Here is a 26,901-nt window from a genome sequence, read left to right as displayed (position 1 = left end):
ATGTCCTCATTTGAGTATATAAAAACAATATTTTATGGATCATTTTTATCTTGACAAAATAAGTAATATTTAGTAATACTATAACCATACTAGTAAATGGAGGAGCTTATGGCCCACATTGCAAAGAAACTCACCGATTTAATCGGAAATACTCCACTTTTAGAACTGGAGAATTATGGACATCAGGAAAAATTGCAAGCCCATCTTATAGCAAAATTGGAATCCTTTAACCCCCTGGGCTGTGTTAAAGATCGTATCGGCTATGCGATGATTGCCGATGCAGAAGAAAAGGGCTTAATTAAGCCCGATACGGTGCTGATTGAACCCACCAGCGGCAATACGGGGATAGCCCTTTCCTTTGTTGCCGCTTCCCGGGGTTACCGGCTTATTCTGACCATGCCCGAGACCATGAGTCTCGAACGCCGGGCTCTGCTTAAAATGCTGGGGGCCGAACTTGTGTTGACTCCGGGCCCTGAGGGTATGAAAGGAGCTATTGCTAAGGCAGAGGAACTGCACGCACAAATTCCGAACAGCCTGATACTCCAGCAGTTTGCCAATTCAGCAAATCCTGAAATTCACAGAAAAACTACAGCCCAGGAAATACTACGGGATACAGAGGGGGAACTGGCTGTTTTTGTGGCTGGGGTCGGCACCGGCGGAACCATCACCGGGGTTGGGGAAGTGCTGAAACAGCATAATCCGGCCATTAAAATCGTTGCGGTAGAGCCTGCCGATTCGCCAGTCCTCTCTGGCGGTAAGCCGGGACCCCACAAGATACAGGGAATTGGAGCAGGCTTTGTGCCTCCCGTATTAAATACCTCGATTATCGATGAAATTATCCAGGTAAAGACCGAAGAAGCGGTAAGTACCGCCCGCAGGCTTGCACGAACCGAAGGTGTCCTGGTCGGTATTTCTAGCGGAGCCGCTGCCTTTGCGGCAACTCAGGTAGCCAGGAGGTCTGAATATGTGGGTAAACGCATTGTAGTACTGCTTCCCGATACGGGAGAACGATATCTTTCCACGGTGCTGTACCAAGATCTATGAAAGTATCCTCCCGAACCCAGTTTGGTTTTCAGATCCTCTGCTATCTGGCGCTCCGCTATGGCGGAGCGCCTGTACAAGGCTCAGAACTAGCCACGGTTACTGGGACAACAGAAAAGTATATTGGGCAAATTATGCTCACCCTCCGCGCTTCCCCACTGGTCCTGTCCAGTCGAGGAGCCCAGGGGGGCTATTATTTAGCCCGACACCCTGCTTCGATTTCTCTTTACGAAACACTACTGGCCTTAGAGGGGGAACTTCCCCAGTTCGAGCCCCTCTCTGGGTTCGCTTCCCAGGAGTTTCTGAACAATTCTCTCAAGGTCATGCAGAGCCTCCTTACGGCCTCCCTTGCTAACCCCCTCAAGGCTCACACCCTGGAGGACCTGGTACGCCAGGGCCAACAGGCGTCAGGTTTTGGTGACTGGGTTATCTAGCAGTTTGTCCGACTTGTCCGAGTCCGACATGCTCCTGGGGGCCCCTTGAACTGTGTTCCTTAGGCTTGCTGGTCATGCAAGGAAAAGCATAAAGATGCCGGTTGCAAAAAGCACAAGAAAGATAAGCTTACCGAAGATCTCTCCATCAACCTTATAATGGATTTTTTCTCCGACTATGATTCCCGCTACCAAGAATGGCAGCATCCCGGCGGTCCCGCTGATGATGGGGGCCGTAAAGACTCCGGATCGCAGGTAGTTCATAAGGAGTATGGTGTTTAAGGTGGTCCAGAGCAGGCAGAGGGTCGCCCGAAAACTGCCCTTGTCGGTTAGGGTTTTTGAGGCATAGAGCACCACGAGGGGCCCCCCTGAAGCAAAGGCACCGTGGACCATGCCGCCCAGAATAAGCAGCAGGTAATAGGGCAGGCGGCCCCAGGGGCTTCCGGACAGGGGCGCTTCCGGGGCGGCGGGGCAGTTCGGGTTAGTCCGGTTGGGCCTTTTAAAGCGGCGGTATACCTGCCAGGCTGCGCTCAATGTGATGAACACCGCCAGGATTTTTTTAAGCATCCGGGCGTCGAGGTTTTTAAAGGCCAGCATGCCAAAAGGAAGACCAAGCCCGACAAAGAACACGATGATGGCGAATTCTTTAAAATTGATGAATTTCCATTTGGTGATGACAATATAGAGAGCCAATAGCCAGGCGAGACTTGCCAGTATAGGCACTCCGGTTTTTACCCCTACGAGAGCCGTTACAAAGGGTAAGGCTAATACGGTGCAGCCGAAGCCGGTAATTGCCTCCAGGGCGTGGGTTATAAGAACCGTAAGGCCCACCAGGCCAAAAACGAGGGGGCTCATTGCAACTTCTCCAGCACCAGCTTCCGGACAAGCTCAGGCGTACAGGGTACGGGGTTGTTTTTCAGCTTAAAATCATTCTGGGCCTTGTCAAAGAGGGCGGCGATTTTTTCCTGTTCATCGGCATTTCCCGGCAAGGTAAAGCCCGGGATGTCGGAGAAGCGGTCCGGCAGGCCCATGAGCCGCTTTAATGCGACAAGCCGGTCCCGAAGGTACTGGAGGTACCCCTCATCGGAGAGCGGTGAAGCGCTGGACTCGCCTGCTTCTGCATAGACCCGTTTTGCCAGCGTTAAAAACTTCGTCCGCACCGCCGGGTCCTGCATGTTGATATCGAATATATTTTGGGTAAAGAAGGCACAGGCCGCCCCATGGCTCAGGTGCCATTCCTCTGAAAGTATAAAAGAAAGGGCATGGATTGCGGCGGTGCCCGTCTTGTTAAAGGCTATGCCTGCCAGGGTTGCAGCTTGCTGGAGCTCTGCCAGGGCTGCTGCGGGGCCCTGGCCCTGACTTGCACGCCAGGCCGGTTCGAGACTGCGGAGCACCGCCGCAGCGGCCTCCAGGGCAAGCCGGTCAGAAAGGGCGGTCGCGTTTTTATTCCAGAGGGTTTCCAGGGCATGGGTCAGGGCATCATAGCCCGTGGCGGCCACCAGGGCTGGGGGGAGGTCTGCCACCAGGTCCGGGGAAAGGAGAGCGGTCTCAGCCTGCAGGACCGGGCTGTTCAGGGTGTACTTCCGGCCCGACCGGACGGTATAGACCCCGAATCGGGTAACCTCCGAGCCGGTTCCTGTGGTGGTGGGGATGAGGAGCAGAGGTATACACCGGCTCTGGGGCTTCCGGGATGCATCGGGCCCCAGGTACTCATCCAAATCCCCCGGATTTTCCAGGAGCATGGCCACCGCCTTGGCAGAATCCAGGGTGGAGCCGCCGCCAATGCCGAGCACCGCCGCAGGCCGCTGCTGGCGGGCTGCTTCCGCCATGGCCATAATATCTTTGCTCGCCGGGTTCGGTACCACCTGGTCCATGATGCTGAGCTTCCAGCGGCGGCCCAGATCGGCCAGGACCCGATCCCGCAGGGGGAAGGGCCGCGGGTCGATGATGCAGAGCACCGGGCCGGCACCGGCACCAGTGCGGTCGTTTGTACTGGCGACGACGTTGCCAGCGCCGGAAAGGCCGGTGCTGTAGACCAGCACCTCATCCAGCGCTGCCGCGGTAAACTGGGGTAGCTCAATAATGTTCGTGGGAGAAGCAATGGCACCGATCATTTAAAGTTCTCTTCCTCCAGGGCAACCACCTGGTTAAAGGCATTGGTGAGAAAGTCCTTTTTAAACTCCATCTTCTGGGTAAAGGACATGGCAAGCCAGGCATCCACGATTTGGCAACCCAGGAAGGGCGCCGTAATCCAGCCCCCCAGGGTAATCACGTTGGCATTGTTGATAATCTTTGCCCGTTCGCCGGAAAAAATGTCATCCACCACACAGGCATAGACCCCCCTATGCTTGTTGGCAACAATGGCCATGCCCTGACCGGTCCCGCAAATGAGAATCCCCTTCTGGGCCTCTCCCCGCTGTACGGCCTTGGCGACCTTAGGAGCCTGCACGAAGTAGGGCTCAGGCTTATCGGCACTCATGATGCCATAATCAATCACGGTAAGCTCCGGATGGTTTTCCTTTAGATGTTTAACAATTTCCCGGGCGAGGGGAAATCCCGAAAGGTCGCTGGCGATTGCCAGGGTAATCTTGTCTGCCATAGTCATACTCCTCTACTAAGTTCTTTATATTGATGAACGATTCCTGTTCCCTTACTTTTGTAACAGTCCTGTTGCCGCCTCAACGATAGAGCGGCTGTCCAGCTTAAAGTGCTCCTTAAGCCATTGCTCTGTTCCGACCTGACCAAACTCGTCCCGGATACCAATTCTGCCAAAGGGCTTATATATTCGGTACTCGGCCATGAGCTCCGCCACCGCACTGCCTAAGGCGCCATGGATTTGATGATTCTCACAGCTTATTACTGCCCGGGCGTTCTTCATAGCCGAAAGGAGCCCCTCCGCATCAATGGGCTTTAAAGTAAGCACATCGATAATGGTCACCGAAATGCCCTGGGCTTCCAGGATTTTTGCCGCCTCCAGCGCTTCCTGTACCATAATGCCACCAAGGGCTATGAGCAGTACCGAATTGGGGCCTCCCTGGCGGAGGACCTTGCATTTCCCGATTTGGAATGGTTCCCCTTCACTGTACAGGACCGGCAGAGGTTTCCGGTACAGCCGAATGTAGGCGGGTTTTTGCTGGGCAAGCACTTCCGGTAAGAGCCCTGCAAGGGAAACCGGATCGGAGGGTTCCACAATCGTAAGATCAGGAATGAGCCGCATGGTTCCCAGGTCTTCAAAGGGCATGTGGGTTCCCCCGTTAAAGGCCGCGGAAATTCCCGGATCGGTACCCACGAGTTTTACCGGCAGATGGGCATAGGCTACGGATATAAAAAATTGATCAAAGACCCGGCGGCTTGCAAAGCACCCAAAGGTCTGGGCTACCGGTATTTTACCGACGCTGGCCAGGCCTGCGGAGACGCCGATCATGTTTGCCTCGGCGACCCCCACATTGATGTGCCGCTCAGGAAAGGTTTGGGCAAAGGACGCCGTAGCGCCGGCCTTGCCCAGGTCTGCATCAATCAGAACGATCCGATCATCCTTTTTGCCTGCTTCTATAAGTGTATTGATAAACACGGTGCGCATTTCCCTGGTTTCCATTATTTTCCCTCCCGGCCTTCCCCGGCCAATGCCGCCAGGGCTGCTTCCATCTGTTCCTTCGTGACATTCATGTTGTGATTTCCCAGGTTCCCTTCGGCAAAACTGCAACCCTTGCCTTTAATGGTATCCATGATGATCATCACCGGCTGGCCCCTGGTCGTTTTTGCCAGGCTGATGGCTGAGTCCAGGGCTTCTACGTTGTGGCCGTCCAACCGCAGAACTCGCCAGCCAAAGCCCCACCATTTCCCTTCAATGTCCCCCAGGTCCAAAATATCCTGGGTATAGCCATCGATCTGCATCTTGTTGTAGTCCGTAAAGGCGATAAGATGGTCCAGCTTTTTGTGGGAAGCAAACATGGCCGCTTCCCAGTTTTGCCCTTCGTCGCTTTCGCCGTCCCCGATGATGGCATAGGTGTAGGACTCAAGCCCATCGAGCCGGTTTCCGTAGGCGATGCCGCAGGCGGCGGAAAGCCCCTGGCCAAGGGAGCCCGTGGTCATATCAATCCCCGGTGTTTTGGTCCGGTCGCAGTGGCTCGGCAGGCGGGTCCCGCCCTGATTCAGTGTCAGGAGCCAGTCTAAAGGAAAGAATCCCCGCAGGGCCAGGGCCGAATAGAGGGCGGGCCCCGCGTGTCCCTTGGAAAGCACGAGCCGGTCCCGTTCCCGCCATGCGGGATTCTTTGGATCATGCCGTAAGTGTTTGCTGTAAAGGACCGCCAGGACCTCCACAATCGACATGGCGCCCCCAATGTGGCCTACCCCTAAGGTTCCAATAGCCCGGATGGTGTGAATCCGTATCTCCCGGGCAAAGGCTTCTATGGCTACCCGTTCTTCGTTTGTCATAGCAACTCCTGTTTGCACAAAGGCTGAAAACCGCCGATGCTTCGGTGCGGCGTTTGTAATTACTTACAGAAAGAAACTAATAAAAGAGTACCATTGCCCCGTCCCTTTGTAAAGAGGTATTTACCAGGCTTTTTTAAGCAGGGAGAGTTTTTCGATTCCAGGGTTTTGCTCTACGGATTTTTCCATAGGGCCAGTAATTCCCGGCACTCAGAAAGTGGAAGTCGAGGGTTAATTTTCATTAGACGTTCCAGAATTTCGGTAGCCTCAGCTCTTACTAAAAGTCCATTGTCAACTAATTCGGATAAAATCCAGAGTGTCCCATGGACGGAAAGGGAGCGCTCTTTGGCGATACGCCTGAGTCGAGCATCACCAGAGAGGACCACCGCGCCTTTCGCTACAGCATGGAAAAGCACCGAGCAGTCTGCGAGGGACAGCGCAGGGGTGAGATTATAGAGCTCCGCGATGCCACTAATTTCTTCTTTTGTTGAGCGTATTACTTCTAATTTTCGCGCCGCCACCATCCTCGCGAGTATGTCTTTTTGTCCCCCGCGAAATATCTCGGTTTCTACGAGATCGGTTGTTTCCATTTTGTATGGAAGGCTTAGCGCTGTTTCGAGGATATCCACTGCAATGAGGTCGATTAGAACGCTTGCGTCATGAATGAGGATTCGCATCGTTTAAAACGAGCTCCTTTTCGATCTCCTGTATGGATTTCCCAGACAAATACGCTGCCTTGGAGATGCTGATCACTTCTTCTGCAAGGGCTCTATGGATTAGTTGCTCGAAGCGGTGGGGAGCATCAGGAACAAGGTAATCCACCGGCTCCTTCTTGCGCCAGCCCTGTGCGCTTATTAATCGTAAAAAACGCTCATAGACATGTTCGGTGATGATCCCATGCAATTTCGCCCGATACATTATAGCTTGCATTGATATGCCATACTGCTCCTTAAGGGTGCGGAGCTCAGGCAAGGATATTTCGCTTCGCTTCTCACCAAGTTCCCGCTTTAAAATAGTGGCTGGCATCAGAAAAGCGCTTCCGAAGGTATGACAGAGTTTTTCTATTTTGGCATCCGGGATGTCGGCTTTGAAGGTGATACTCTGATGAGCAAACTCGTGAAGTGCGGTTAAGCGTTTCCGGTCGGTGGGGCGATTCCGGTTAAGAATTATAAAGGGCTGTCCCTTTGCTTTACCCGAAACTCCATCGAAATCGTTCATATCATCAATCTCGATTACCTTAACTGAATGTTCCTCCAAAAGGTCAAGAACGTGGGGGATCGCAACATCGACTCCAATACCCCACTCAGAACGGAGTTTAAGCGCCGCTTCTTCGATTGCATCAGAACTGTCAACGATAAAACCTTCCAGCGGGTTTTCAAAGGGTTCAACAAGGTCAAGAAGACTCTCCAGTTCGAGATATCGATCTATGGAATCTCTGACACGCTCAATAAGAGATTCGACATCTCGCTTCCCAAGTGACGAATTCTTACGAAAGTTTACCGCGGAGAGTTCAAGTATACTTCTGGAAAAGAAGAAATCAGGGGAGACGTTGAGGGCATCAGCGAGGAGGATAAGATGCTCACTGTCGGGCATCATAAGCCCATTTTCGTATTTGCTAATGGCGGATTTGGAAAGGCGTTTGCCCAGCCTTTTGACAAGAGCATCCATCGAAAGACCGGCCATGACCCTGGCTGCTTTGAGCCGTTGTCCGAAAGTCTCAGACATATTCATTTTTTATCTCCCTTCTTGTTAACAAATATAAGTAATAAAACTTGAATTGTCTACCATGATGGAGTATTTTTGTCGATGCTTTGTTGAACAAATTTCATATGGAAAAAGAGGTTTTTACCAGGCTTTTTTAAGCAGGGAGAGTTTTTCTATACGGTTAAGTACCCCAGCACAGGTTTCCCAATCTTCTGTCTGGTCCATCTTGCTGTATCGTTCATCAAAGGGATTGATCTTTGGCAGTCGGTCCAGTTCTTGTTGAACTTTTTCTTTTTCACCCAGGGCTATATCAATCCAGACATCTTCCAGGACGTCCGGAATTTGACCGAATAATTTATAAATATCCTCTAGGCGCTGGGCAAGCACTTCATGAACCCGGTCTTCTATGGAGTCCTGGTACCTGAGATTTAATATTTTCACCGAAGCCCGTTTTTGTCCTATTCGTTGTATCCGGCCTTTGCGCTGTTCAAGCCTCGTGGGGTTCCAGGGCAAGTCTATGTTGATGAGGGTCCCCAGGCTTTGAAGGTTAAGGCCTTCACTAGCCGCATCGGTGCCAACCAGGATGGTAAGCTCATAGTTTTTAACCATCCGCTTAAGCTCTTCCCGGTCCTTTCGCAAAATTCTGTTACCCTGAATCAGCAAGGACTTTCCTGAACCTGCATAGAGTCCGATGGGTTGATCGGGGAAGTGCTGTGCAATATGGGTAGCCACCCAGTATGCCGTATCGTAATATTGGGAAAATAGAATACAGCCTTCCTGTGCCCATCCTTTGGTTTGTAAATATTCAAGGATGACCCCTAATTTTGGGTCCCCTTCTGAGAATTGTAAATAAAATTTACATCGCTCAAGGATTGCTTTCTCTTCTTGAGTTAAAGGGTATAAGGCCGAAAGGGTTTGGTTATCAGTATCCTGATATGCTTCATCTCCTTCATAGTCCTCTGATTCCTCTGAAAGTCCATTCCCGGAGGTCCCTAACATGGCTTCTACGGTTTTTCGTCCAGCTTCCATGGAACTGCCAATCCGCCGTAAAAGAAGGGTTTTTAGGAAGCCGGCGGCATGGATTCGTTTTGCAAGCAATTTACAAAATTCTTCCGCCGATTCGTAGGCTTCATTGAGATATCCGACAAGAGGAATCGGTTCCGTTTCACCATATAATTCTATGCCGATGGGTACAAGATAGGGTTCTTTTGTGGCTGGATTGATGGTATTTTCCAAATATGCCCTGGTTCTGCGAATAATACTGCGCACAAAGGGTGTATGCTGGTCAAAAAAGACCCTGCAAAGGTTACTGGCCCATGTTCTTGCGGCAAGCCTCAGTGCTTGAAACGCGAGGTTGTAGACCGGCCGTTCTTCAGTCAGATTTTTATCCTTGCGTAGACGTTTTGCATCGGGACTTTCCCAGGATGGCGGGAAAGGGTTTTTTACCCAGGGCCAGATATCAGAGGGGTCTTCAGGCACAGTAATTTCACCGAGTATGGGTGGCAAAGCCTTGTCCGGATCGAGCCAATAGCTTCCTATATCACCTAAGACATGAGGATTATTCTGGGATAAGAGGTAGAGCAGGTCCCAGGCTTCTATGGGGTGTAATTGTACCGGCGTAGCGGTAGCCAACACCATGCTGGTTGTTTTGGAAGCGAGCTTAAAAAGAAATGCATAGAGCCTGTTGCATTCTTCATCGGGATTTCTAATACCGGGTCCCCGTTCAGCAGGATCGGGTAGTTTCCTTCTCCGAGCCCGATGGGCTTCATCGACAATAACACAGGACCATTCACGGTTAAGAAGACAGGCGGTTGTTTCCGGGCTGTGAATCACCAATCCCTGAGAGATAAGCCCAATTTTGCGAGGACAGGCAAGGAGGGGTTCTTTCCCGCTCGGCGGGTATTCATAGCCCCCTTCATCAATCCAGCATGAACCATTCCAACGGGCGCTGGGAACCTGTAAGAGGTCCCAGAGTTCGTTCTGCCATTGTTCCATGAGTGTTTTAGGCAGGAGGACCAAAACCGGCTTTTCTGAGGTTAACGCAATAAGCTGGGCAAGCATGCCCAGTTGGACTGTTTTTCCCAATCCTACCTGATCTGCCAATACAAACCGGGCTCCGTAGGCCTGGTGAGCCCTCCAAGCCTGGGTTACAAAATACTTTTGATGCGGCCAGAGTCCAAATTGTTCCCGGTATACCGGCGCTTCTACGGCAACACTGCCCGGATCCAGCGCTTGTTCCCATTCCTCGAACGAAAGCTCCTTGCGTATCGATAGCCGCTCTATCTCCTGAACAACCGCCATGGCCAGGGGCATCGCCAGGGGATGTTCCCAGAGGCGATTAAATTCTCCCTGAACCCAGTCACAGGCTTCCGGGCTGTCATCTTCCCATACAAGCTCATAGTTCAAGGCCCAGCCTGCTAATGTTTCGTTGGCACTGCCCAGAAAACTGGTACGGCGGCCATCCTGATAGGTGATAACTCCGGCTTTACCATGAATAAGGCCAAAAGCCTTATCCGGCAGTACCCTAACCTCCAATTTTGCCGTTCCCTGTCCGGAAAGCAAACGGGCGAGCCGTGTAAGTCTCTCTGTTCCGGCCCTGGCAAGGTCTTCCGGGTCATGCTTAAAAAAGGAAAGCCGCTGAGCCTGGTCCCGGGCCGCCGCTGCTGCGGCTTCCACATCTTCAGCTCGAATATCCGAGTTACAGATGATGCGAATCGTCCCTTGGACCTGCTCCAGCGCTTCCCCGGCAAGTTCAAAGAGGGAAGAGTCAAAATAGCCGGCAATTCTGTCATAGCCAATAGCCCCAGTAAGACGGGTCTCCAGAAAACGCTTCCCCGGCATGGACCGGGAACGCTGAAAGACATGACGGTAAATCATAGGGCTGAATCCTTGGTTTTATACCGCTGTTTCGGACTTGTGGGCTTGTCGGGCTCAGTAAGTTCAAGCTTACCTGATGCTATAAGCGGCTCGAGAATATCTTTACGGAAATATTCGCGATGCTTTAATCCAAGCATAGCTTGGATTTCTTCTCTTGAGCGGGGAGTTCTGCAGAATTCAAGAATCCTTCTCGTTCGTTCTGCTTCAGCTTGCTCGGTAGATTGCCCGGTAGCTTGCCCGGCAGCTTGCGGGGTATTTGCTATCAGCGTCCGAACTCTCTCTGCTCTCATCCCGGGCTCTCCTCTAATTTATGTTATCGGGAACCCACATAGTCGTTGCGGACGAGGCCTGAGAGGAGCTGTGCCATGGCGGCATCCTCTTTCCAGTGGGTAAGGGCACTGACATTGCGGGAGGCCGCAAAGTAGTCTAACAGGTTGATGATGTCCTCCCGCCTCGTCCAGTAGTCTTGCCGTTCAGCCTTGAGGTAATTCATGCCCTCCCGTGGGTTTTCGGTACGGACTGACTCATACACGGCAAAGAGGAGCTCCCGTACGAGGCTTTCTGAAAATGCACCGGCCCCTCTGTCACTACTATTCTGGCTGGATGCTAGGTACATGCGCTTGAACTCGCTGGGGGTGCGGAAGCGGGCATGGTTGGCTTCGCTGTCCCCGAGCATGAATTTGTATTCCGCTACCCCAAAGCCCCGGGCCAGTTCCTGGTAGGCCCCATGGCGGGCTTCCCCATGCCGCTCAAGCTCAAGCCCCGAAAGATAGAGCCGTTCGATGGCTTCCAGGTTGCGCCAGGTATACTGGGAAATTCCCTGGGGAATGCGGTAGTTGGTGGCGATGCTCACGGCCCGGTCGATGATCTTTTCAAATTCGCTTGCTTCGTTTTTGGCGCGGGCTCGGAAGAGCTCATAGCGGATGTCCATATCCTCGATGCTGGAAAAGCCCGTCAGCACCCGCAAGGCCGCCGCATAGGCCGCAAGCTGGTAGTCCGTATCGCCAAACTGGGGCTGGAGATTGTCGTCGATAGCCTTCATGCTGTCGAACTGGCGCTTTACCTCATCCTCCACCTGGGGATAGAGCTCATCGAGCCAGGCCCTGCGCTCGCCAAGGCGCTTGCGGAGCACGAGGCACACGGTTCCCTGGACATAGTTGCCTTCCTTAAGGCCGCTTGAGGTTTCGGTACCGATGGTCCAGGCGGCGGTAACCTGCAAACCCGCAGCCCAAAGGATCATGCCCAGGTCTGCCCAGACTCCTGCATCCTGATGGGTGAACATGACAAGCTGGAGGCCATTGTCGCTCATGTGGCGGGCCAGGTTGGAGTAGATGTCCACCATGCTTTTCTTAAAATCCTCGTCGGCACCGCGGACCGCGAGGGCGGCGCGGCTGTCGGCATACCAGTCGGGAAAGAGCTTAGGGAGGTGCTTTTCGTACCAGGCAAGAAAGAAGTCCGCGAGCTCATGGTAGTTCACCGCATCGGCATAGGGCGGGTCCGTAATCCACAGGTCGGCGGTATAGGTTACATCCCGGGCGTCGAGCACAGCATTTATATGATCTCTTTTTACTAATGAAGCAGTAAAATTTGTTTGTTCATTAAAAAAAGAAATTAGGGCCTACTGAAAATGTCTAAAAATGATATTTCAAAACTTTTTTACGTTAAAATGGGTTTAATTTAGTATACTAAAACTTTCAAATATGATTTATGAGGTTTAAAACCAAGTAAAAATAAAAAGCGCATAAAAAGATCCCTCAGGATCTTTTCACAGTTGGTCAGCAATACACATACCATGATTGCTGTTTCACTAGTTTCGCGTAATTTTTCATAGATTGTACCAAGACCAAACTTTCGTTTCATATATCCAAAGCCACCTTCAATCGCTTGTCGAATGGCTTCGTCAAGTCTTTGAATCTTTCGTAGCTGTCGTACTATCTTTTTATTCTCTAATGTTTCTTTAATCGGTCTGCCTAAGGGTGGTCCAGACAATCGTATTCCTCGAGCTTCACAATAGGCTCGGTTTGCTCGTGTCCGATATATTTTATCGGCATGCACCGATTCCGGATATCGACCACATCGCCTCTTATATTTTTCTATTTGTGTTGGCAAATCTTCTTGTTCGTTATAGGGTTCCCATTGTAATCGATCTATAAAAATCATCCCGTGTTCGGTCATCGATGCTGATAGTTTTGCTCCGAATTCAAAGGCCGCTTTTGCTTTACCTCGGGCTATTGGTCGTACATGGGGTTGACTGATACTGACGATTTTTCCCGATATCGAATGGGTCTTTCCCTTATACATCTGTACCTGTTGCCGGTAAACCTCATGTATCACGATAAGATCACGTCGCTGTTTTGCACTCAACGTTGTACTGGGAACCTTGTTTTGTAATTCATTGATAGTCCGTAAATTACGTCGTATGTATTGGAGTTGGGTCCGAATCGCTCTGCGTATTTCTTTTTTTGTTCTTCGTCGCCCTCGTATAAAATTGAGATATTTGATACGGGCCTGTTTTCTATAGGTTCGTGGTTTTATGGTGAGCTCACTCGCTTCATATAACGTATCAATTATCTTTTCTGTTTTCCTTCGCGCTTCATCCAATAAAGTGACATCATGGGGATGCCGGATATCCTGGGGGACGCACGTGGCATCTATAATGAGTTGCCCTCGATTTCCATGATCATGGTCATCCTTTTGGTTTTCTTTGTTCTGTTTTTTTTCAGATTCTGCTTCTACCTGTTCTTGATACCGTTTCGCTATCAACTCATTTATCTGTGCTATTGCATCAGGTCCAAGCCGTTTTCGAAAATGAACCATCATGCTTGGATCAAAGGGTTTTTCATCTTTGTAAGATTCATATCCTAAAAAATATTGCAGGTAATGGTTCTCTCGTATTGTTTCTACCGTTTCTTCATCTGTTAATTGTAATTTCTCTTTTATCAATAATGATCCCAAGGCGAGCCGTACGGTCTTGGCTGTTCTTCCAATTCGTTTTGAAAAACATTTTTTATATTCAGCTTCTATCTCTTCCCATGGAATAATTGCGGCTAATCGTACCCATCGATTATCTTCTCGTAAATGTCCTCCGAAGGGTACATAAAAGTCTTCAAACTCAGGTACCTGTTCCTTTTCCTTATACATCGTTACCCCATAGTAAAGTGCACGCTTTTTAAGGCCTTACCCCTTTCTTCCGTGCACTTCTTATTGAGATTATCTCTGTATTTGCTTCTTTTGTAAAGAGTTGTTTGTTTTTCAGGAAGCCCAAATTATGCTCTTAACACCAAAATTAAAGAGTGTATTTAAAGCTTGATTTGAAAAAGTATTCCTAGTATTACCTGGGCCTTTTGAAAAATGTGGATTCCAGGCACAAAGTTTACTATCGTTGTCACAAATATATCCTAAAAATAGCATATTTGCAACTTTCAGTAATTTATTTTGAAATTTTAAATTTTCCATCAACAACCCATGCACCAATAACTGCCGCGGGTTAAAGAGGTGGTGCCAGTGGGTCCAGCCGCGTTCGCGGATAGGCTGTTCTGTATTGTAACCTGGAGTAATTTTTTTTGACGGGATGTAGCCCTTCTCCTGCCACTCGGCAAAGCGTTCTGTAAGGAGCGCAAGGACTTTGCGTTCCCGTTCAAGGTCTGCTTCGGTAACGGCCTTGTAGATCCGCTCCCCTTCCGGTGTTACCCAGCGGACACAGTAGAGCCGTTCCTGAAAGACATCATCGGGCCGGGGCACCAGGTCTTCGTTTTCCCAGAGCCTGAGTCCATAGATGGTTTCCCCATTCGGACCCCGGCGGTCCCCCCGGAGGGAGGCGATGGGGTAGGTGCGGCTCGGGTCTTCCGGGTCTACCAGGGCAGACTTTTGAACGGTGCCTTGTTTTGCGGCCTTCATTTGTGCCTCGCTGGCTCCTGTTACAATGTCAATGTCGTACCCTTGCCGCTCGTCGTTGCGGCGGAGCACCGCTACGACACGGTATTTTTCGCTGATCACCCAGCTCGGAGCCAGGGGCACCCAGAGCCCTGTAGCAGGACAGCGGGCTTCCACACAATAGAGGTAGGCATCGGCCCGGTTGCCCTGGCCATCGTGTTCGATGCCCCAGGCGGTAATCTGTTCATCAACTTTGCGCCAGACTTCTTCCTGGGCCTTGCGGACCTCCTCCTGAACTTCTGTGCCGCCCCCAATTAAGTTGATAGCGCCCCAGGTGAGGAGCACCGCCACGGGATTGAGGTCAGAGCCGTAGGCCTCAAGACCCAGCCGGGCGGCCTCAAAGGGGACCGAGCCGCCCCCGCAGAAACAGTCCCCGACTCGGGCCAGGTGCCCAAAGGCTTTTTGGGAAAGCTCGGCAAAGAGCTCTTGTAGGTTCTGTGCCCGTGTCCCCAGGTGGCGATTGATTTCCTCCCAGGTTGTTGGGCTTGGGCCGTCGATTTCTTCCGGGCGGCAGCAGTAGGTTAATTTTTCTTCATAGGGGAGCCGGGCAAAGGCGAGTTTTTCGAGGCTTTCTTTTTGGTCAGCAGTCACCCCGCTTGCCCAGGCGGGCTTTCCCCCCCTAAGCTCGATAAGGCCTGCATATTCTTCCGGCTTTAAGCTTTGCGCAATGCCGGAAGCTCCCAGGGCTTTGGTTTTGCGCCGCCAGAGGCCGTCTTCATCCATGGTGAGGATCTTGTAAAAGATTTCCCGGTCTTGCTCAGGCTTGTCCGAGGCGGGCATGAGGAGAGCGAGGATAGCCGCCCGTACCAGGACGAGGGGCTTCCGGCCCCACCACTTGCCGAGCCCCGTCAGGGTCTGGCCTGAACCGGCCTTGCGTTCCTTGTAACTTTCCGCCGAAAGACGGGCAATGGGGAATTGGGTTTCTATAAAAGGGGTGTAACGCATGGGGGAGTCCTTTATGATAAAAAAGTGTGTATCCTATCAAGTGTTGCTTTTACTTCCGGATCCAGTTCATCAGGCTGGGCCTTTTCCGCAAAGCGGTAGTATTCTCCCTTTCTGATTTGTACAGGAAGCTGTAGTTCTTTGTAGTACCGCTCCAGTATTTTTGCCAACCAGTCATCGGAAATTTTAGTGGTTTTCCAAAAATCATGGTTTTTATCCCGGAGCGCCGCTGGTATGGTCTCATCCTGGATTATCTGCCTTAGGGTATCGATAGTGGTGGATTCGAACAGTTCCATGGCATTGGCCGCTGGCTCCCCAAAGTACCGATACAAAATGTCTGGCAAGGGTAGATAACATTCAATCTCGTTCCGTTGTAATTGCAGGTGCTCTAAACCAGGGGGAAACTCAAAGTTTCGCCCCAGGTTGTCGGTGAGGAGCAGTCCTTTCAAGTCTGGAACTTCTTCTTGTAACCCTGTAAAATGGCTCCTGCATTTGTCCAGATTGTTTGTATTGATAAATATGACCCAGGCTCGTTCCAATGCTTGTGCCCCCGGGTGTCTTAGGACTTTTGCAAAGGCTTTTAACAAAGCCAGGTCTGTGCTTCCTTCGAGATACAGGATCCTTTTCTGCTCTTCCGCTAAAAGATAATCCTTTGCAGGAATTTCTAGGAGAGCCTTTTTTAACTCCCTTGCTTTTGCTTTTCTGATGGGGTGGGGGTTCCGGACAAAAGCAATAACGGTATCATCATGTTCAAAAGCCAGGTCTAACATAGCCTCTGAATGGGTTGCAATGAGTAATTGGGTACCCTTTTCATTTGTTTGTTGTACCAGGGCACGATACAACCCCTGTTGCCTAAGGTACTCGAGATGGGCATCGGGTTCATCGAGCATTAAAACCGTGTGGGGCTGGTAAAACAGATAGCTGTAGAGCAGCAAAAATTGCTGGAACCCCCGTCCGCTGGTACTCAAATCCATCACAGGTTTTTTTCCTTCCTGTATGGAACAGGTGATAATACTGGTTGCCTGGTTATATTCAGGAGTTAAGAGTTCTGCACCAAAGCCTTCCTGTACTGTGTTGCAGAGCAGTTCCCAGGAACTACGATTGGTATCATAAATTTTCCATATCAGATTTCTTAAAACTTCTGCGGTACGACCTTCGCCGATGCGCCGGCGAATGCTTCCTTCTTCCAGCCGTTCTTCAAAGGCCGAGAGGCCCGACATGGGTGGGAGGTATGCCATGGTTTCATTTAGGGCTAATTGCAGGTCCTTTATCGTCCCAATGCCTTCTACCGGCCGGGCATACAGGGATTCTGGGTTTGCATAGTAAAATTGCAAAGCTGCTTTCCAGCTTTTTTCTTGTGTAAAGCCTTCCAATTGAATGATCATATAAACGGTACTGTTTTCACCTGTACCGGAACGGGTGTGTATGTCATGCCAAAGTAGCTTTGCTTCCGGAATAGGAATGGCATACAAATCCTGCCGGTTAATGGTAACGCCCTTTCGTTCCTTTGCTTTGCTGGAGGCTTTTTGGTCCCACCATTTCCGCAGGGCTATATCCCATAGGGTCAAAGCCTGGAGCAGGGTCGTTTTTCCCGAATTATTAGGCCCCACAAGGATCGTAACCTGGCCAAGGGGTATAGCAAGTTTTTCAAAGGTCTTAAAATTGGTTAACTCAATGCGCTGTATCATTTAGTCAGCCCCGTCAAACAAGGTTGGTTCAAGGATAGGGCGTTTTCGTATAATAGGAGCCGATACCGGGTTTTCACACAGTGCAAAGCGTACGGCCTTACGCCAGCCCCGGTTGCGGCCTGCAAAAGCCTGCCCCGTGGCCGCATTGGTCATGGTATAGAGCCACCAGCGTTCTTCTGGTGACAGTCCCTGCCAGTTATGTACTGCATTCTGAACATCATTTAAGGTGGCATCTTCTATGGCCCATAAGAGGAGCAGCAATTCCTTGCCAAAGCTAGCAGAAAGAAGGGTGGTGCCGCCACGAATTAGCCATTTACCACTAGCTAAGCCTTGAGCCGTAAGCCGTCGGTTGAATTCTGCCTTAACTGGATCGGCTATTTCCTTAAAATAATCCCGCCTTATGATCGTTTTAAGGTCCCGGTGCTCATTAGGTATGTCTGCATCGTCGGGTATATCGCCTTTCCATTCAAAATGCTCCACAACCTTTATGGGGCTGTCTTCTTTTGTGCTGGCAGGAAAGTGAACCGCAAAAAAATGGGCTTGCTGTTCCGGATCAAAACCAAAACCGGGAAAACGGGGCTTCACTGCCGGACCTCGCTCGTAAAGTCATAGGGAATTTTGTCCTTATTGGTCCAATCCAGAAAGTCCTGACCCCGGGAAAAGTGGATCCGTTGGATCGTGAGGCCGATATTCACAGTTCCCGCATAATTGCTGACAAGTTCCAGAATATCTTTTATATCTTCTCCACTTTTACGGATACCCTCCGGAGCGGTATAGTTAAATTCCTCACCTCCGGTTTCCGGGAGTTCAAAGTAAATGGTAAGGCCCTCTGCCTCTCCGCTATGTTCAATGAGTCTTGTAACTACCTGCCAGGCTTCGCTTGTTGCTATGTTTTGGAACCGCTTTGTTTTCCAGGTGAGTGGTTTTGCGGGGTCTACTGCGGTACGTTCCTGTTGGGTTACGTCCCGGCTGAGGATCTCGCTTTCTATGTCATCTTTTTTTGCGAGAGCCTGTATGACCCGGCAACTGCGGGGAATGGGGAAAGGTCCTGCGTAGGGGACACCCCTGGTGCGGGGGTCAGACCCATCGGTGGTATAAAAAATTGGTACTTGTGGTGCGGAAACAAACTCTATGTACCGTTCTCCGGCTTGTTCAAAGATCCTGCTTTTTAAGCTGACTTTGTTTTTCCAAACCACCGGCCTAGCTTCATGGTTTGGGTCATTTTCATCGATACAAACAAAGGTGAGCTTTAAGTCATCTGTTTCAAAGGCACTATAATTGGGAACCGGAGAGCTGGCAGTGGTGGGTATAATGTCCCCAATTTCATAGAGCACCTTGGTGCCCCCAATAGGGCGTATTTCCAGGATTGCTTTGCCGGTGTTTTCATCCCGGTTTTTAACAATGACGCTTATGCCGGTAGGTTCCTTGGGGAACGGGCCTTTTCGGACATACTCCCCTTCTTCCCGCCATTTGCCGGTACGTACCGCATGTCCCTTTATGTCATCGAGCAGTCGGGGAAGATGCAATTGCCAGTTTGTTTTGCTGGCGGCCCGGGCTTTTACATCCTTCCAGCGTACCGGGTTTTGGTTGTCAAAGAGCCGTTCTTCTACCTTTCCAATCCAGGCATCCAGATTTTTTGTATCATCACTGAATTTACGGGCATTAAGCAGGGCTGAGCGAATCTGGCTTTCCCCCTCATAGTTGTTATTGTCAAAGTTGAACCGTATGATTTCTTTCCGCAGTCTGTCTGCGGAGGGGTATACTACGGTGCTGTAGGTTTGTTGAATGGCACTCCTCAGGTTGATTAAAATCCTGTCCTTACTTTTTTTTGCCTCAATTCGCTGGGGATCCCGTTCAGAAAGTCTTTCACTATCCTGTTCAGCCAGGATGGTTTCGATAGCCTTGAGCAACGCGGCATTTTTCAGAACCTCTGTCATGGTATCCCGATCGCCGGTTAAAAAGAGAATCCGGTTCTTATATTCAAGCTGTTCATAGAGCCGAATAAAATCGGGGTGTAAGGGTATTTGATCCTGACCTTGAACCTGGTAGGGTTCGGTTACCACAAGAATGGTCTTATCCTGTTCCGGTTGCACTTCTTGCCATAGGGGAAGCACAAGGCAAGCCTGGTAAACATCCCCCAGAGTAGGCTTAAATAAACTGCTGAGATATTCCTTTAACTCTTTGATTCTTGTTTCTTGTGTATAGGATTCGACATAGCTGTGCAGGGTTGCCGCCAGGTTTCGTACATTCTTAAAATATAAGCGGCCATCGGTGGAAACATGAAGGTACCAGGCGCTTGTCGGGAGCTGTTCCAGGACATCGGTTTTTAGCCTAGAAATATCATAATCGGGCCTGCAAAGCCATGCAATGAGTTCGCTGTCCCTGAGTCCCAGTTCGGGATTCTGGGCTGTAGAAAGGGAAGCCACATAGAGCAGTTTGGCCGCATCCTGGGCTTGGGTGCCGCCGCCAAGTTTGGCATCCAATGCTTCTGCATGGGAAGTCCCATGGTTGGCAATATCAAGGCGAACCGCTTCATTAAGGTTTGGGTTGATGGTAGAAAATTCGCTGAAAATTTCCTGATTATTCAGGTCGATATCATAGGGATGAATCAGCTCAAGCTGTTTCGCCCGTTCTGTTTCCCAGAGATTGGATACCACAGCCCGCATTAAACGCAGTAAGCCCCGGGTCTGCTGAAATCCAGGATTTGCCTTAAACCTGCCATAGAGGTCCCTTAAGGCATAATGGAAGGGATAGGATTCCCGAATTAAGGCGGCAAATGAGGCTGATGATTGGGCAGTGAGTTCCATGTGTTTTGCCTGCTCAACCGCTTCGGCATAGCGGCATGCAACCCTGTCAATTTCTGCAATACCAGGGAGGCTTTCAAATAACCGGGTTCTGAGAATATGAAAGATTTCATCTCCCTGGGTTGCTACCGGTTCAATGGGGACAATACTGCGTTGGGTCTCCTGCCTAAGGTTCTCGAGGGCCTGATTAATGAAACCAGAGCCTTCAGCGTAAGCCGTTGCTGATAGGTCTGAAATAACAATAACCACATTCGCCAGTTCTGCCTTATTGGCGGCCACTAATAAATTGGACAATGCGGTTGCAGTGACATCCGCCAAATTGGAAGCCCCAATCTGTATGGAACGGGCATTGTCAAAATAGGGTGGCAGTTCATCTAATAAAATAATAACCGGCTCCCCCTGTAACAGGCTAATCCAGGACGTAACTCCCGGTGCTTTAAGGGGGGTGTAATGGTCCTTAAAGAGCTCCTCTTTCCCCAATTGCTTGGCCAGGGCTCCCCAAAGGCCATAGGGATAGTCCGATTCGCGGCCATCAAACCCAATGACGGTATACTTTTTAAGCGGATCCGGTAGTTTTAAACCAAGGTTTTGTCGTAATTCAGGATAACGGGCCAATAAACCAAGGACAATCATGCTATGGGTTTTACCGCCGCCCATGGCCTGGGATAACAGATACGCCGAGGGTTGATCATGGGTGCTTGAAAGGCGGTCAAAGCTTTTTTGAATGAGCAATTTCATGCCCGAAGTAACAAAATTCTCACTCAAAAATTGCTTTGCAGAATTTTCATCAAAATGATGATTTAAAAAATCACTTAGATTAAGGACCGTGTCTCTCCGGTTCCTATCGAACACGGAGGCTCTGGGTTTGCAGTTTGTAAATAAATTCATAATAGGTTATTATTAGTCACTTCTGTAATTAAGGCAATAGGTAACTATGGTTCATCAATTTATGCGAACGGAGCTGATTCTGGGCTCCGAGGCTTTGCAGGTACTTAAAGAGAGCCGGGTAGCGGTCTTTGGTCTGGGCGGGGTAGGGGGGATGGCTGCGGAAGCCCTGGCCCGGTCAGGGGTTGGCCGCTTACTCCTCGTCGATTTTGATGTGGTCTCCATCACCAATCTGAACCGGCAGGTCATTGCCCTACATTCTACTATAGGAAAACCAAAGGCTCAGGTGATGCAGGAACGGATTCTGGACATTAATCCCCAAGCCCAGGTCGAGGCCCGGCAGGAAACCTATACCCCGGCAAGGGCCGAAAGCTTTTTTTCTAGCCCCATCGATTATGTGGTCGATGCCATCGATATGGTCAGCGCCAAGATCGACCTCATTCTGCGTTCCCAGGCCCGGGGAATTCCGATAATCAGCTCCATGGGAACCGGAAACAAGTTGGACCCCTCAAAGCTGGAAGTGGCTGATATTTATGAAACGAGTACCTGTCCCCTGGCCAGGGTGCTCAGACGGGAACTGAAAAAGCGGGGAGTACGGTCCCTCACGGTGGTCTATTCCCGGGAAAGCCCGGTAGTACTCCAGAATGGGGAGCGGGCCTTTACCGAAACGGATAACCCGGGGAAACACCTTCCCGGCAGTACGGCTTTTGTGCCCCCTGCGGCGGGGCTTCTTATCGCTTCCTGGGTGGTCCGGGACCTGGTACACCGCCGGGTAAACAAGGATTTCGGTCTTTCATAAGGCCTTTAATAAAGCGGGTTTACTCCGGTACTCCGGAAAAGAGGAACATCAAAATGCTCTGTACAAATAAAGAAACTGGGTTTAGAATAGGTTAATACTTATTTACTGGAAGTAACTATGAGTGGATTGCCCCTGCGAAGTGCTGATATCCGGGAACGGAATGTCAAAATTATACTGGGTCTCCTAAGACAGCGCAAGTACCTTTCCCAATCAGAGGTCGTGAGCCTCACCGGACTCAGGGCTCCCACTATTTTTCGCATTTTTACAGACCTCGAAAAACAGGGGCTTATCAGGCCGGTGCAGCTAGCCCGGTATGAGGAGGCTCAGGCTGGTCAAACTGCTGGGGAGGAAAAAAAAGGGCGAAAACCCCAGTATTTCGAAGTGGTCCCGGAAGCCTTTTATAGTATCGGGATTGATTTCTGGTCCCGCTCTGCCACCCTGGCTCTCAGTGATTTTTCAGGGGAAATCCGTTATGTTGATGAAGGGCTGTTCCCCGAAGATCTGGACGCAGACACCCTGGTCGCTGCCCTCCATGGGTTAATTGAGCGGGCTCTGGAGATTTGTAAAATCGATATCTCCCGGCTTCTGGGCTTTGGTATCGGAGCGCCGGGCCGGATTGACCTGGATCAGGGGCTCATTCTTTCCTATCCCCGCATTAGGGGGCTTATCAATTTTCCGTTGGTTGCCAGATTGCAGGAACGCTATGCAGTTCCTGTGTACCTCCATAACAACGCAAGCCTGGCAGCCCTGGCCGAACTCAAGTATGGCGAAGCCCGGGGTTCGAAAAGCCTCTTTGCGTTTCTCGTCCGCTCCGGGGTTGGCGGGGCCTATATTGAAAATACCCAACCCTTTACGGTCCTTGGTAAAACTGCCCTCGAAGTGGGCCACCTTTCCTTTAACTGTGAAGGGCCCCACTGTACCTGTGGCGGCCAGGGCTGCCTGGAAGCCTATATCGCTGAGGATGCTATCCTGAATCGGATACAAAAGGTTGCCCCCGGGACTGGGCTGGCAGATCTGGAGACGGTGCTCGATAGCCCCCTAGGTTCCCGTATTCAGGCAGGACTGGATGAACCCCTTCATATGTTTGAACTGGCGGTCCGCAATATTCACACCCTCTTTTCTCCGGAAAGCTATCTTATTATCAGCCGCTTCCCCGGTTATGCCCGGCTCCTTAAAGAAGCCTTGGAAACACGGCTTTCCGATTTGGTTCACCGAGCCCAGGATCCTATCAAAATCGTATCCGATGTCTATGATTCCCGTCGCATCGGTCGCGGTGCCACCGACCTCGTGATTGAACAGTTCCTGAAAGAACCGCAGAGACCAATATAAGATGCATAAATAAGCTTCCTGTATTTAACCGTTTTTTTCAGTTGTTGCTTTCCCAAAAATAATATTAAAGTGTACAATCAACATACGAAAAAGATACAGGGCATCGTAAAGCCATCGTAAATGATAATCTTAAAAATGCATGGTGAGGGCGACTTTTATGAAAAAAATCACAGGAGTTCTATTCCTGCTTACCCTAAGCATAGTATCTGTGTACGCTGATACATCATTCTTTGATTTACTTGACTATAGTATAAAGCTGTGGGATGCAACTGTGCCATGGGTCCGCCTTGGGACCGCTCCTATCCAAGAAGCTTATGATCCGGCCCCTATCCTGCAGGACATTGCCCGCGATATGGAACTTGCAGGCCGGTATAAGGAATTCGAATATCTTTTTAACTTTGTAGAGAATATACGATCTGGTACCAGTCATACATTTAGGATTATCAATGAGAATCCTCCAAGTCCTGGTTTCTGGCCTGCCATGGGAAATCAGTCAGAATATGCCATAGTAATTAGTTCTGAAGATCTGGAGTATCTCCAACAGGAGCCATATCTGCTCAGAGCTTCCTTACTTCGGGCCATTTCAACACTATATTATATAAATGTAGAGAGATATCCCGCAGTATGGAAAAACGACCGTAATCCCCTCTATGAGTTTTCTGCATTTATGACTGGCAATCATATAGAATCGATATATCTGCGAGAAATTGTTCCCTTTAATAAACTGTCTTCCATAGCAAAAGATTGGCATGAGTGGCTTCTGAATTCTGCACAGTATGATAATCTTGAAGATGTGGCCCTACATTGTTATAGCACCCAAATGAGCCTTGCCTATTATTATATCCGGGAGCTGATGAATCTTTCTAATTATAATCAGGTGTTTAATCTGTATAAAAGTATGTATGAAATAAATCCTCAAATGCTTACGGATATGTTCCAGATCATTTATGGTCTAGGGTATAAAAATCAGCAGATGATACATACGGGGTCCTATGTAAGGACGATGTTGATGGTGTATCCCTGGGTTCTGCTTGCTCTACAATCAGTCATTCCTGCTTCTAATACAGATTTCCAGCAATATCATAACGCCGTATTTGAAAAATTACGGATCATACAAAATATGTATATGTATATGGAGCCCTTTGTTCTTAAGGCCCGGCAGCACTTCCTTAACGGTTTTACATATAGGCTGCCCGATCAGACTATGACTGCTTATCTTGCTTCTGAAACATCGTCTGTAACACAAAAAACGCTTCCCCTTCGGCCTGAAACAGTAAAAATAAGCTGGTATGGAACGTATAATGATTATGGTTATACCGATTTTATAGGTTTTTTACCTATGAAAGAAAAAGAAGCCCTTGCAACCAAAGCCTATCGATTCTCGTATAATAATAAAAATGAACTTATTGCTATCGAATCTGTATATAAGGGAAAATTATATCAGGATGAGGATTTCTTTGATGCTGCACAAGTTGAAATTGTACGGGATGAAACTGGTGAACGATGGTATTGGAAAAATGCAAAGGGTAAGCTTATAAACAATTCAGATGGATTTGCCATCTTATACATACGAAACAAAACGGATGGGCAATATCTTGAGTTTTATGCCAGTGATGGCCGAAGAATTGTCAACGAAAATGGTATGTGGAGCATAAAACAGTCCAGAGTTCCGGGTGGTTATGAATACTATTATCTGGATGGATCAGGACGGAATAGCACCTCCTATTTTGGTTACTCCATGGTACGTATTATCAAACAGGGTAACAGCTATGATATTCGTTATTTTGGAATTGATGGAAAACCAGCACTTGCACAGTCTATAGGGGTCCATAGAGTTTTGGAGAACATTATCCAAGGGGCAACAAGTTTTAAATTGGAAACAAGCTTTTATGATACAACATTACAGCCATGTATGAAAAAAGGTGACCTTTGGATGGAAAGGAACACCATAAGCAGGGATAAAATAGTATATGAAATTCTGGATCAAAAGGGTAATCCAGCCCTATGTGTATATGGTTTTTCCATAATATTTTATTCCCTTGTTAATGGCCTCAACGTAAAAACGGTATATGCTGATGTGGCTGGAAAAGAGGTAAATACAATGACAGGGTTTAGCAGAGAGCTCTATAGCTATAATGCTGATGGGAATGTTACAGAAACCCTTTTATTTGCCAGTAACAATAAACCTGCCGCTAATTTAGAGGGTATACATAAAAAGGTTATGAAATACGATAAAAATGGATTTCTTGAAGAGTTATATTATTATGATACAAACAATAAGCCTGCTAATGATATAACTGGTGCAGCACGGATTCGATGGATCAATGATGAAGAGGGTACTATTCTGGAAGTGGATGCATGGAATGCCAATGGCATCAAATTAACAAATCATATCCAGATAGATCTGTAAGGTTTTTAAGTCCCCAGGATCCCTTGTTTTCAATCATGTTACTCGATGCTAATGGAAACAGAATGAGCTCACTTTTCTAAACCCATCCCTTGTCCCCCTACATGGAGAGGGGGGTAACGAGCCGGCTGGAAGGGTAGGTCTCTCTGTACGCTGGCACCTCAGCTGCTTTTTTATAATGTGTTTCTGCTCGTTTCGATACTTCGGGATCAATATCATTATCGGCTGTTTGAAAGCTGTTACTCTCTTGACATTTTTATTGACAACTGTGGGTTTCCATGTTTTACTTACTTAGTGAAAGTAAACAAAGGAGGTTCGGTATGAAACGAACGCTAGGATTGATAGGTATCCTTTTACTGGCAACATCTTTTTTTTCTATGGCAGAAGGACAGAAAGATGCCGGTTCCAAGGAAGTAGTGCTTAAATGGCCCTGCATCTGGGTTGGCAAGGATTCCAAGGCTGCGGAAGTGGAAAAACTGGTTAACGAATTTAATGCAGCTAATGCAGGGAAAATCCGGGTAGAAATTGAGCCCCAGCCCGATTATGATGGATACGAACAGAAGATTCGTACCTCTATTGCCGCAGGCATTGTCCCTGATATTTTTACCCTGAAACTGAATCCAACCACCGCTGAGTATTACAAATCTGACCTCCTTTTGGATTTCTCCAAGGAAATTACCAGCGACTGGAAGGCTTCCTTTAAGGCAGGCACCCTGGAACAGGCTACCATCAATGGGGTCATGAAATCGATTCCCTATGAAATTGCCATCACCCCCATCTGGTATAATGAGGCCCTCCTGAAAAAAGTGGGTGTTACCTATCCCAAGACAGTCAATGAAATGTGGACCGTCTTTGAAAAGCTCAAGGCCGCAGGTATTACCCCCGCAAGCCAGATGACTGGTGGTACCAATGCCTGGACCAGCATGCTCTGGTTCTCCCATTTTGCCGCATCTCTCGGCGGCCCCAAAGTCTGGGATAAACCCCTTACCGACCCAGTTTTTGTCCAGGCCGCGGCCCTGCTCAAGAAAATGTATGAAAATGGAAATACGACCCCCGATGCAGTGGGCGGCGATGCGGGTGTGGCTGGCGGTCATTTCCTGGCTGGCCGGACTGCGCTCTTTACCAATGGCCCCTGGTATATTGGTCGGGTCCAGAAAGAAGCCCCCGAGGTTTTTGCCAATGCGAAAGTGGCTCCCGCCCCTGCCGCTGGAACCTATAAAAATGCCATGATTGGTTTCCTCCAAGCAAATATTGCCGCAGGTAATACCAAGGATCCCGCTAAGAAGGCCGCCCAGATTGCATTCCTAAAATGGATGACCAAGCCTGAAAACGTAAAGCGGATTGCCCTTTCCTCTGGGGCCATGTTCGCTGTCTCCTTTGACCTGACCGATGCGGATGCGGTGGATCCCCTGATGAAGCAGTTCTACGATCTATCCAACAAATCTGCCTTTAACGTGATGCACCTGGAAGGCGCCCGGGGCGCTGAGGTCGTCGCCGAATTTGGCCAGCAGTTAGCCAAGATGGCCCTCGGCCAGGCTACTCCGGAAGAATTTATGAAAGCTGTGGCAGCCAAGGAGAAACGGTAATATGAGACGAGGCGGGAGCACCTTCTCTGGCCGTCATAGACTGG

22 protein-coding genes are annotated in these 26,901 nt (G+C 49.4%); 7 read left to right on the top strand and 15 right to left on the bottom strand.

Annotation, left to right across the window (positions count from 1 at the left end; all coding sequences use genetic code 11):
* Positions 1 to 108 precede the first annotated feature (108 nt).
* Together cysK and SPICA_RS14945 are read left to right on the top strand one after the other, a co-directional pair.
* Positions 109 to 1,044, top strand: coding sequence for a cysteine synthase A (cysK, locus tag SPICA_RS10630; RefSeq protein ID WP_013969506.1), 936 nt, complete (start codon positions 109 to 111; stop codon positions 1,042 to 1,044).
* Positions 1,041 to 1,475: an RrF2 family transcriptional regulator gene (locus tag SPICA_RS14945; RefSeq protein ID WP_013969505.1), complete on the top strand. Its 435-nt coding sequence runs from the start codon at positions 1,041 to 1,043 to the stop codon at positions 1,473 to 1,475. The genes cysK and SPICA_RS14945 overlap by 4 nt, the downstream gene beginning before the upstream one ends.
* Positions 1,476 to 1,547: 72 nt before the next feature.
* Here SPICA_RS14945 and SPICA_RS10620 read toward each other — a convergent pair whose 3' ends face one another.
* From SPICA_RS10620 to SPICA_RS10575, 10 genes are all read right to left on the bottom strand, one after another.
* Positions 1,548 to 2,327, bottom strand: a complete 780-nt coding sequence (locus tag SPICA_RS10620; protein WP_013969504.1) for a sulfite exporter TauE/SafE family protein — start codon at positions 2,325 to 2,327, stop codon at positions 1,548 to 1,550.
* Positions 2,324 to 3,586, bottom strand: a complete 1,263-nt coding sequence (locus SPICA_RS10615) for an iron-containing alcohol dehydrogenase (RefSeq protein ID WP_013969503.1) — start codon at positions 3,584 to 3,586, stop codon at positions 2,324 to 2,326. Before SPICA_RS10615 ends, SPICA_RS10620 begins: the two co-directional genes overlap by 4 nt.
* The gene (locus tag SPICA_RS10610) at positions 3,583 to 4,071 is read right to left on the bottom strand and encodes an RpiB/LacA/LacB family sugar-phosphate isomerase (protein WP_013969502.1); all 489 of its coding nucleotides are present in this window, start codon (positions 4,069 to 4,071) and stop codon (positions 3,583 to 3,585) included. Before SPICA_RS10610 ends, SPICA_RS10615 begins: the two co-directional genes overlap by 4 nt.
* Positions 4,072 to 4,122: 51 nt before the next feature.
* Entirely contained in the window at positions 4,123 to 5,067 is a 945-nt protein-coding gene (locus SPICA_RS10605; RefSeq protein WP_013969501.1) for a transketolase family protein, read from the bottom strand.
* Positions 5,067 to 5,906 (bottom strand): transketolase, encoded by an 840-nt coding sequence (locus SPICA_RS10600; RefSeq protein ID WP_013969500.1) that lies wholly within the window; start codon positions 5,904 to 5,906, stop codon positions 5,067 to 5,069. The genes SPICA_RS10605 and SPICA_RS10600 overlap by 1 nt, the downstream gene beginning before the upstream one ends.
* 170 nt (positions 5,907 to 6,076) lie before the next feature.
* Positions 6,077 to 6,580, bottom strand: coding sequence for a PIN domain-containing protein (locus SPICA_RS10595; protein ID WP_013969499.1), 504 nt, complete (start codon positions 6,578 to 6,580; stop codon positions 6,077 to 6,079).
* On the bottom strand, positions 6,561 to 7,634 hold the full coding sequence (locus SPICA_RS10590; protein ID WP_013969498.1) for a helix-turn-helix domain-containing protein: 1,074 nt from the start codon (positions 7,632 to 7,634) through the stop codon (positions 6,561 to 6,563). Before SPICA_RS10590 ends, SPICA_RS10595 begins: the two co-directional genes overlap by 20 nt.
* A gap of 114 nt (positions 7,635 to 7,748) precedes the next feature.
* Positions 7,749 to 10,484, bottom strand: a complete 2,736-nt coding sequence (locus SPICA_RS10585) for a phospholipase D-like domain-containing anti-phage protein (protein ID WP_013969497.1) — start codon at positions 10,482 to 10,484, stop codon at positions 7,749 to 7,751.
* Positions 10,481 to 10,774, bottom strand: coding sequence for a Fic family protein (locus tag SPICA_RS10580; protein ID WP_041396218.1), 294 nt, complete (start codon positions 10,772 to 10,774; stop codon positions 10,481 to 10,483). Before SPICA_RS10580 ends, SPICA_RS10585 begins: the two co-directional genes overlap by 4 nt.
* A gap of 23 nt (positions 10,775 to 10,797) precedes the next feature.
* Positions 10,798 to 11,826, bottom strand: a complete 1,029-nt coding sequence (locus SPICA_RS10575) for a hypothetical protein (protein WP_156789670.1) — start codon at positions 11,824 to 11,826, stop codon at positions 10,798 to 10,800.
* On the opposite strand from SPICA_RS10575, the gene SPICA_RS15475 reads away from it, so the two are divergent.
* On the top strand, positions 11,794 to 12,057 hold the full coding sequence (locus SPICA_RS15475) for a hypothetical protein (RefSeq protein WP_156789669.1): 264 nt from the start codon (positions 11,794 to 11,796) through the stop codon (positions 12,055 to 12,057). The two genes, SPICA_RS10575 and SPICA_RS15475, sit on opposite strands and share 33 nt — an antisense overlap.
* A 104-nt stretch (positions 12,058 to 12,161) precedes the next feature.
* On the opposite strand, the gene SPICA_RS10570 is transcribed toward SPICA_RS15475, so the two are convergent.
* From SPICA_RS10570 to SPICA_RS10550, 5 genes are all read right to left on the bottom strand, one after another.
* Positions 12,162 to 13,625 carry an IS5 family transposase gene (locus SPICA_RS10570; RefSeq protein WP_013967564.1) on the bottom strand — a complete coding sequence of 488 codons (1,464 nt, stop codon included), beginning with the start codon at positions 13,623 to 13,625 and terminating at the stop codon, positions 12,162 to 12,164.
* Positions 13,626 to 13,736: 111 nt separating this feature from the next.
* Positions 13,737 to 15,362 (bottom strand): DUF1156 domain-containing protein, encoded by a 1,626-nt coding sequence (locus SPICA_RS10565; RefSeq protein WP_052296365.1) that lies wholly within the window; start codon positions 15,360 to 15,362, stop codon positions 13,737 to 13,739.
* 11 nt (positions 15,363 to 15,373) lie between these two features.
* Entirely contained in the window at positions 15,374 to 17,047 is a 1,674-nt protein-coding gene (locus SPICA_RS10560; RefSeq protein WP_013969496.1) for an ATP-dependent nuclease, read from the bottom strand.
* The gene (locus SPICA_RS10555; protein ID WP_013969495.1) at positions 17,048 to 17,632 is read right to left on the bottom strand and encodes a DUF3780 domain-containing protein; all 585 of its coding nucleotides are present in this window, start codon (positions 17,630 to 17,632) and stop codon (positions 17,048 to 17,050) included.
* Positions 17,629 to 20,739, bottom strand: coding sequence for a DUF499 domain-containing protein (locus tag SPICA_RS10550; RefSeq protein ID WP_041396217.1), 3,111 nt, complete (start codon positions 20,737 to 20,739; stop codon positions 17,629 to 17,631). The genes SPICA_RS10555 and SPICA_RS10550 overlap by 4 nt, the downstream gene beginning before the upstream one ends.
* Positions 20,740 to 20,800: 61 nt before the next feature.
* Between SPICA_RS10550 and SPICA_RS10545 the strand changes: the two genes are divergently transcribed.
* The 4 genes from SPICA_RS10545 (at position 20,801) to SPICA_RS10530 (ending at position 26,857) form a co-directional block, all read left to right on the top strand.
* Positions 20,801 to 21,535 (top strand): tRNA threonylcarbamoyladenosine dehydratase, encoded by a 735-nt coding sequence (locus tag SPICA_RS10545; protein ID WP_237255856.1) that lies wholly within the window; start codon positions 20,801 to 20,803, stop codon positions 21,533 to 21,535.
* A 117-nt stretch (positions 21,536 to 21,652) separates the two neighbouring features.
* Positions 21,653 to 22,864, top strand: coding sequence for an ROK family transcriptional regulator (locus tag SPICA_RS10540; protein ID WP_013969492.1), 1,212 nt, complete (start codon positions 21,653 to 21,655; stop codon positions 22,862 to 22,864).
* Between the two features lie 157 nt (positions 22,865 to 23,021).
* Positions 23,022 to 25,274 carry a hypothetical protein gene (locus SPICA_RS10535; RefSeq protein ID WP_013969491.1) on the top strand — a complete coding sequence of 751 codons (2,253 nt, stop codon included), beginning with the start codon at positions 23,022 to 23,024 and terminating at the stop codon, positions 25,272 to 25,274.
* Between the two features lie 317 nt (positions 25,275 to 25,591).
* On the top strand, positions 25,592 to 26,857 hold the full coding sequence (locus tag SPICA_RS10530; protein ID WP_013969490.1) for an ABC transporter substrate-binding protein: 1,266 nt from the start codon (positions 25,592 to 25,594) through the stop codon (positions 26,855 to 26,857).
* Positions 26,858 to 26,901: the final 44 nt, after the last annotated feature.

The organism is Gracilinema caldarium DSM 7334, assembly GCF_000219725.1.
Lineage (GTDB): Bacteria > Spirochaetota > Spirochaetia > Treponematales > Breznakiellaceae > Gracilinema > Gracilinema caldarium.
The sequence above is the reverse complement of the archived record's forward strand: the minus strand, read 5'-3'. Positions and strand labels throughout refer to the sequence as shown.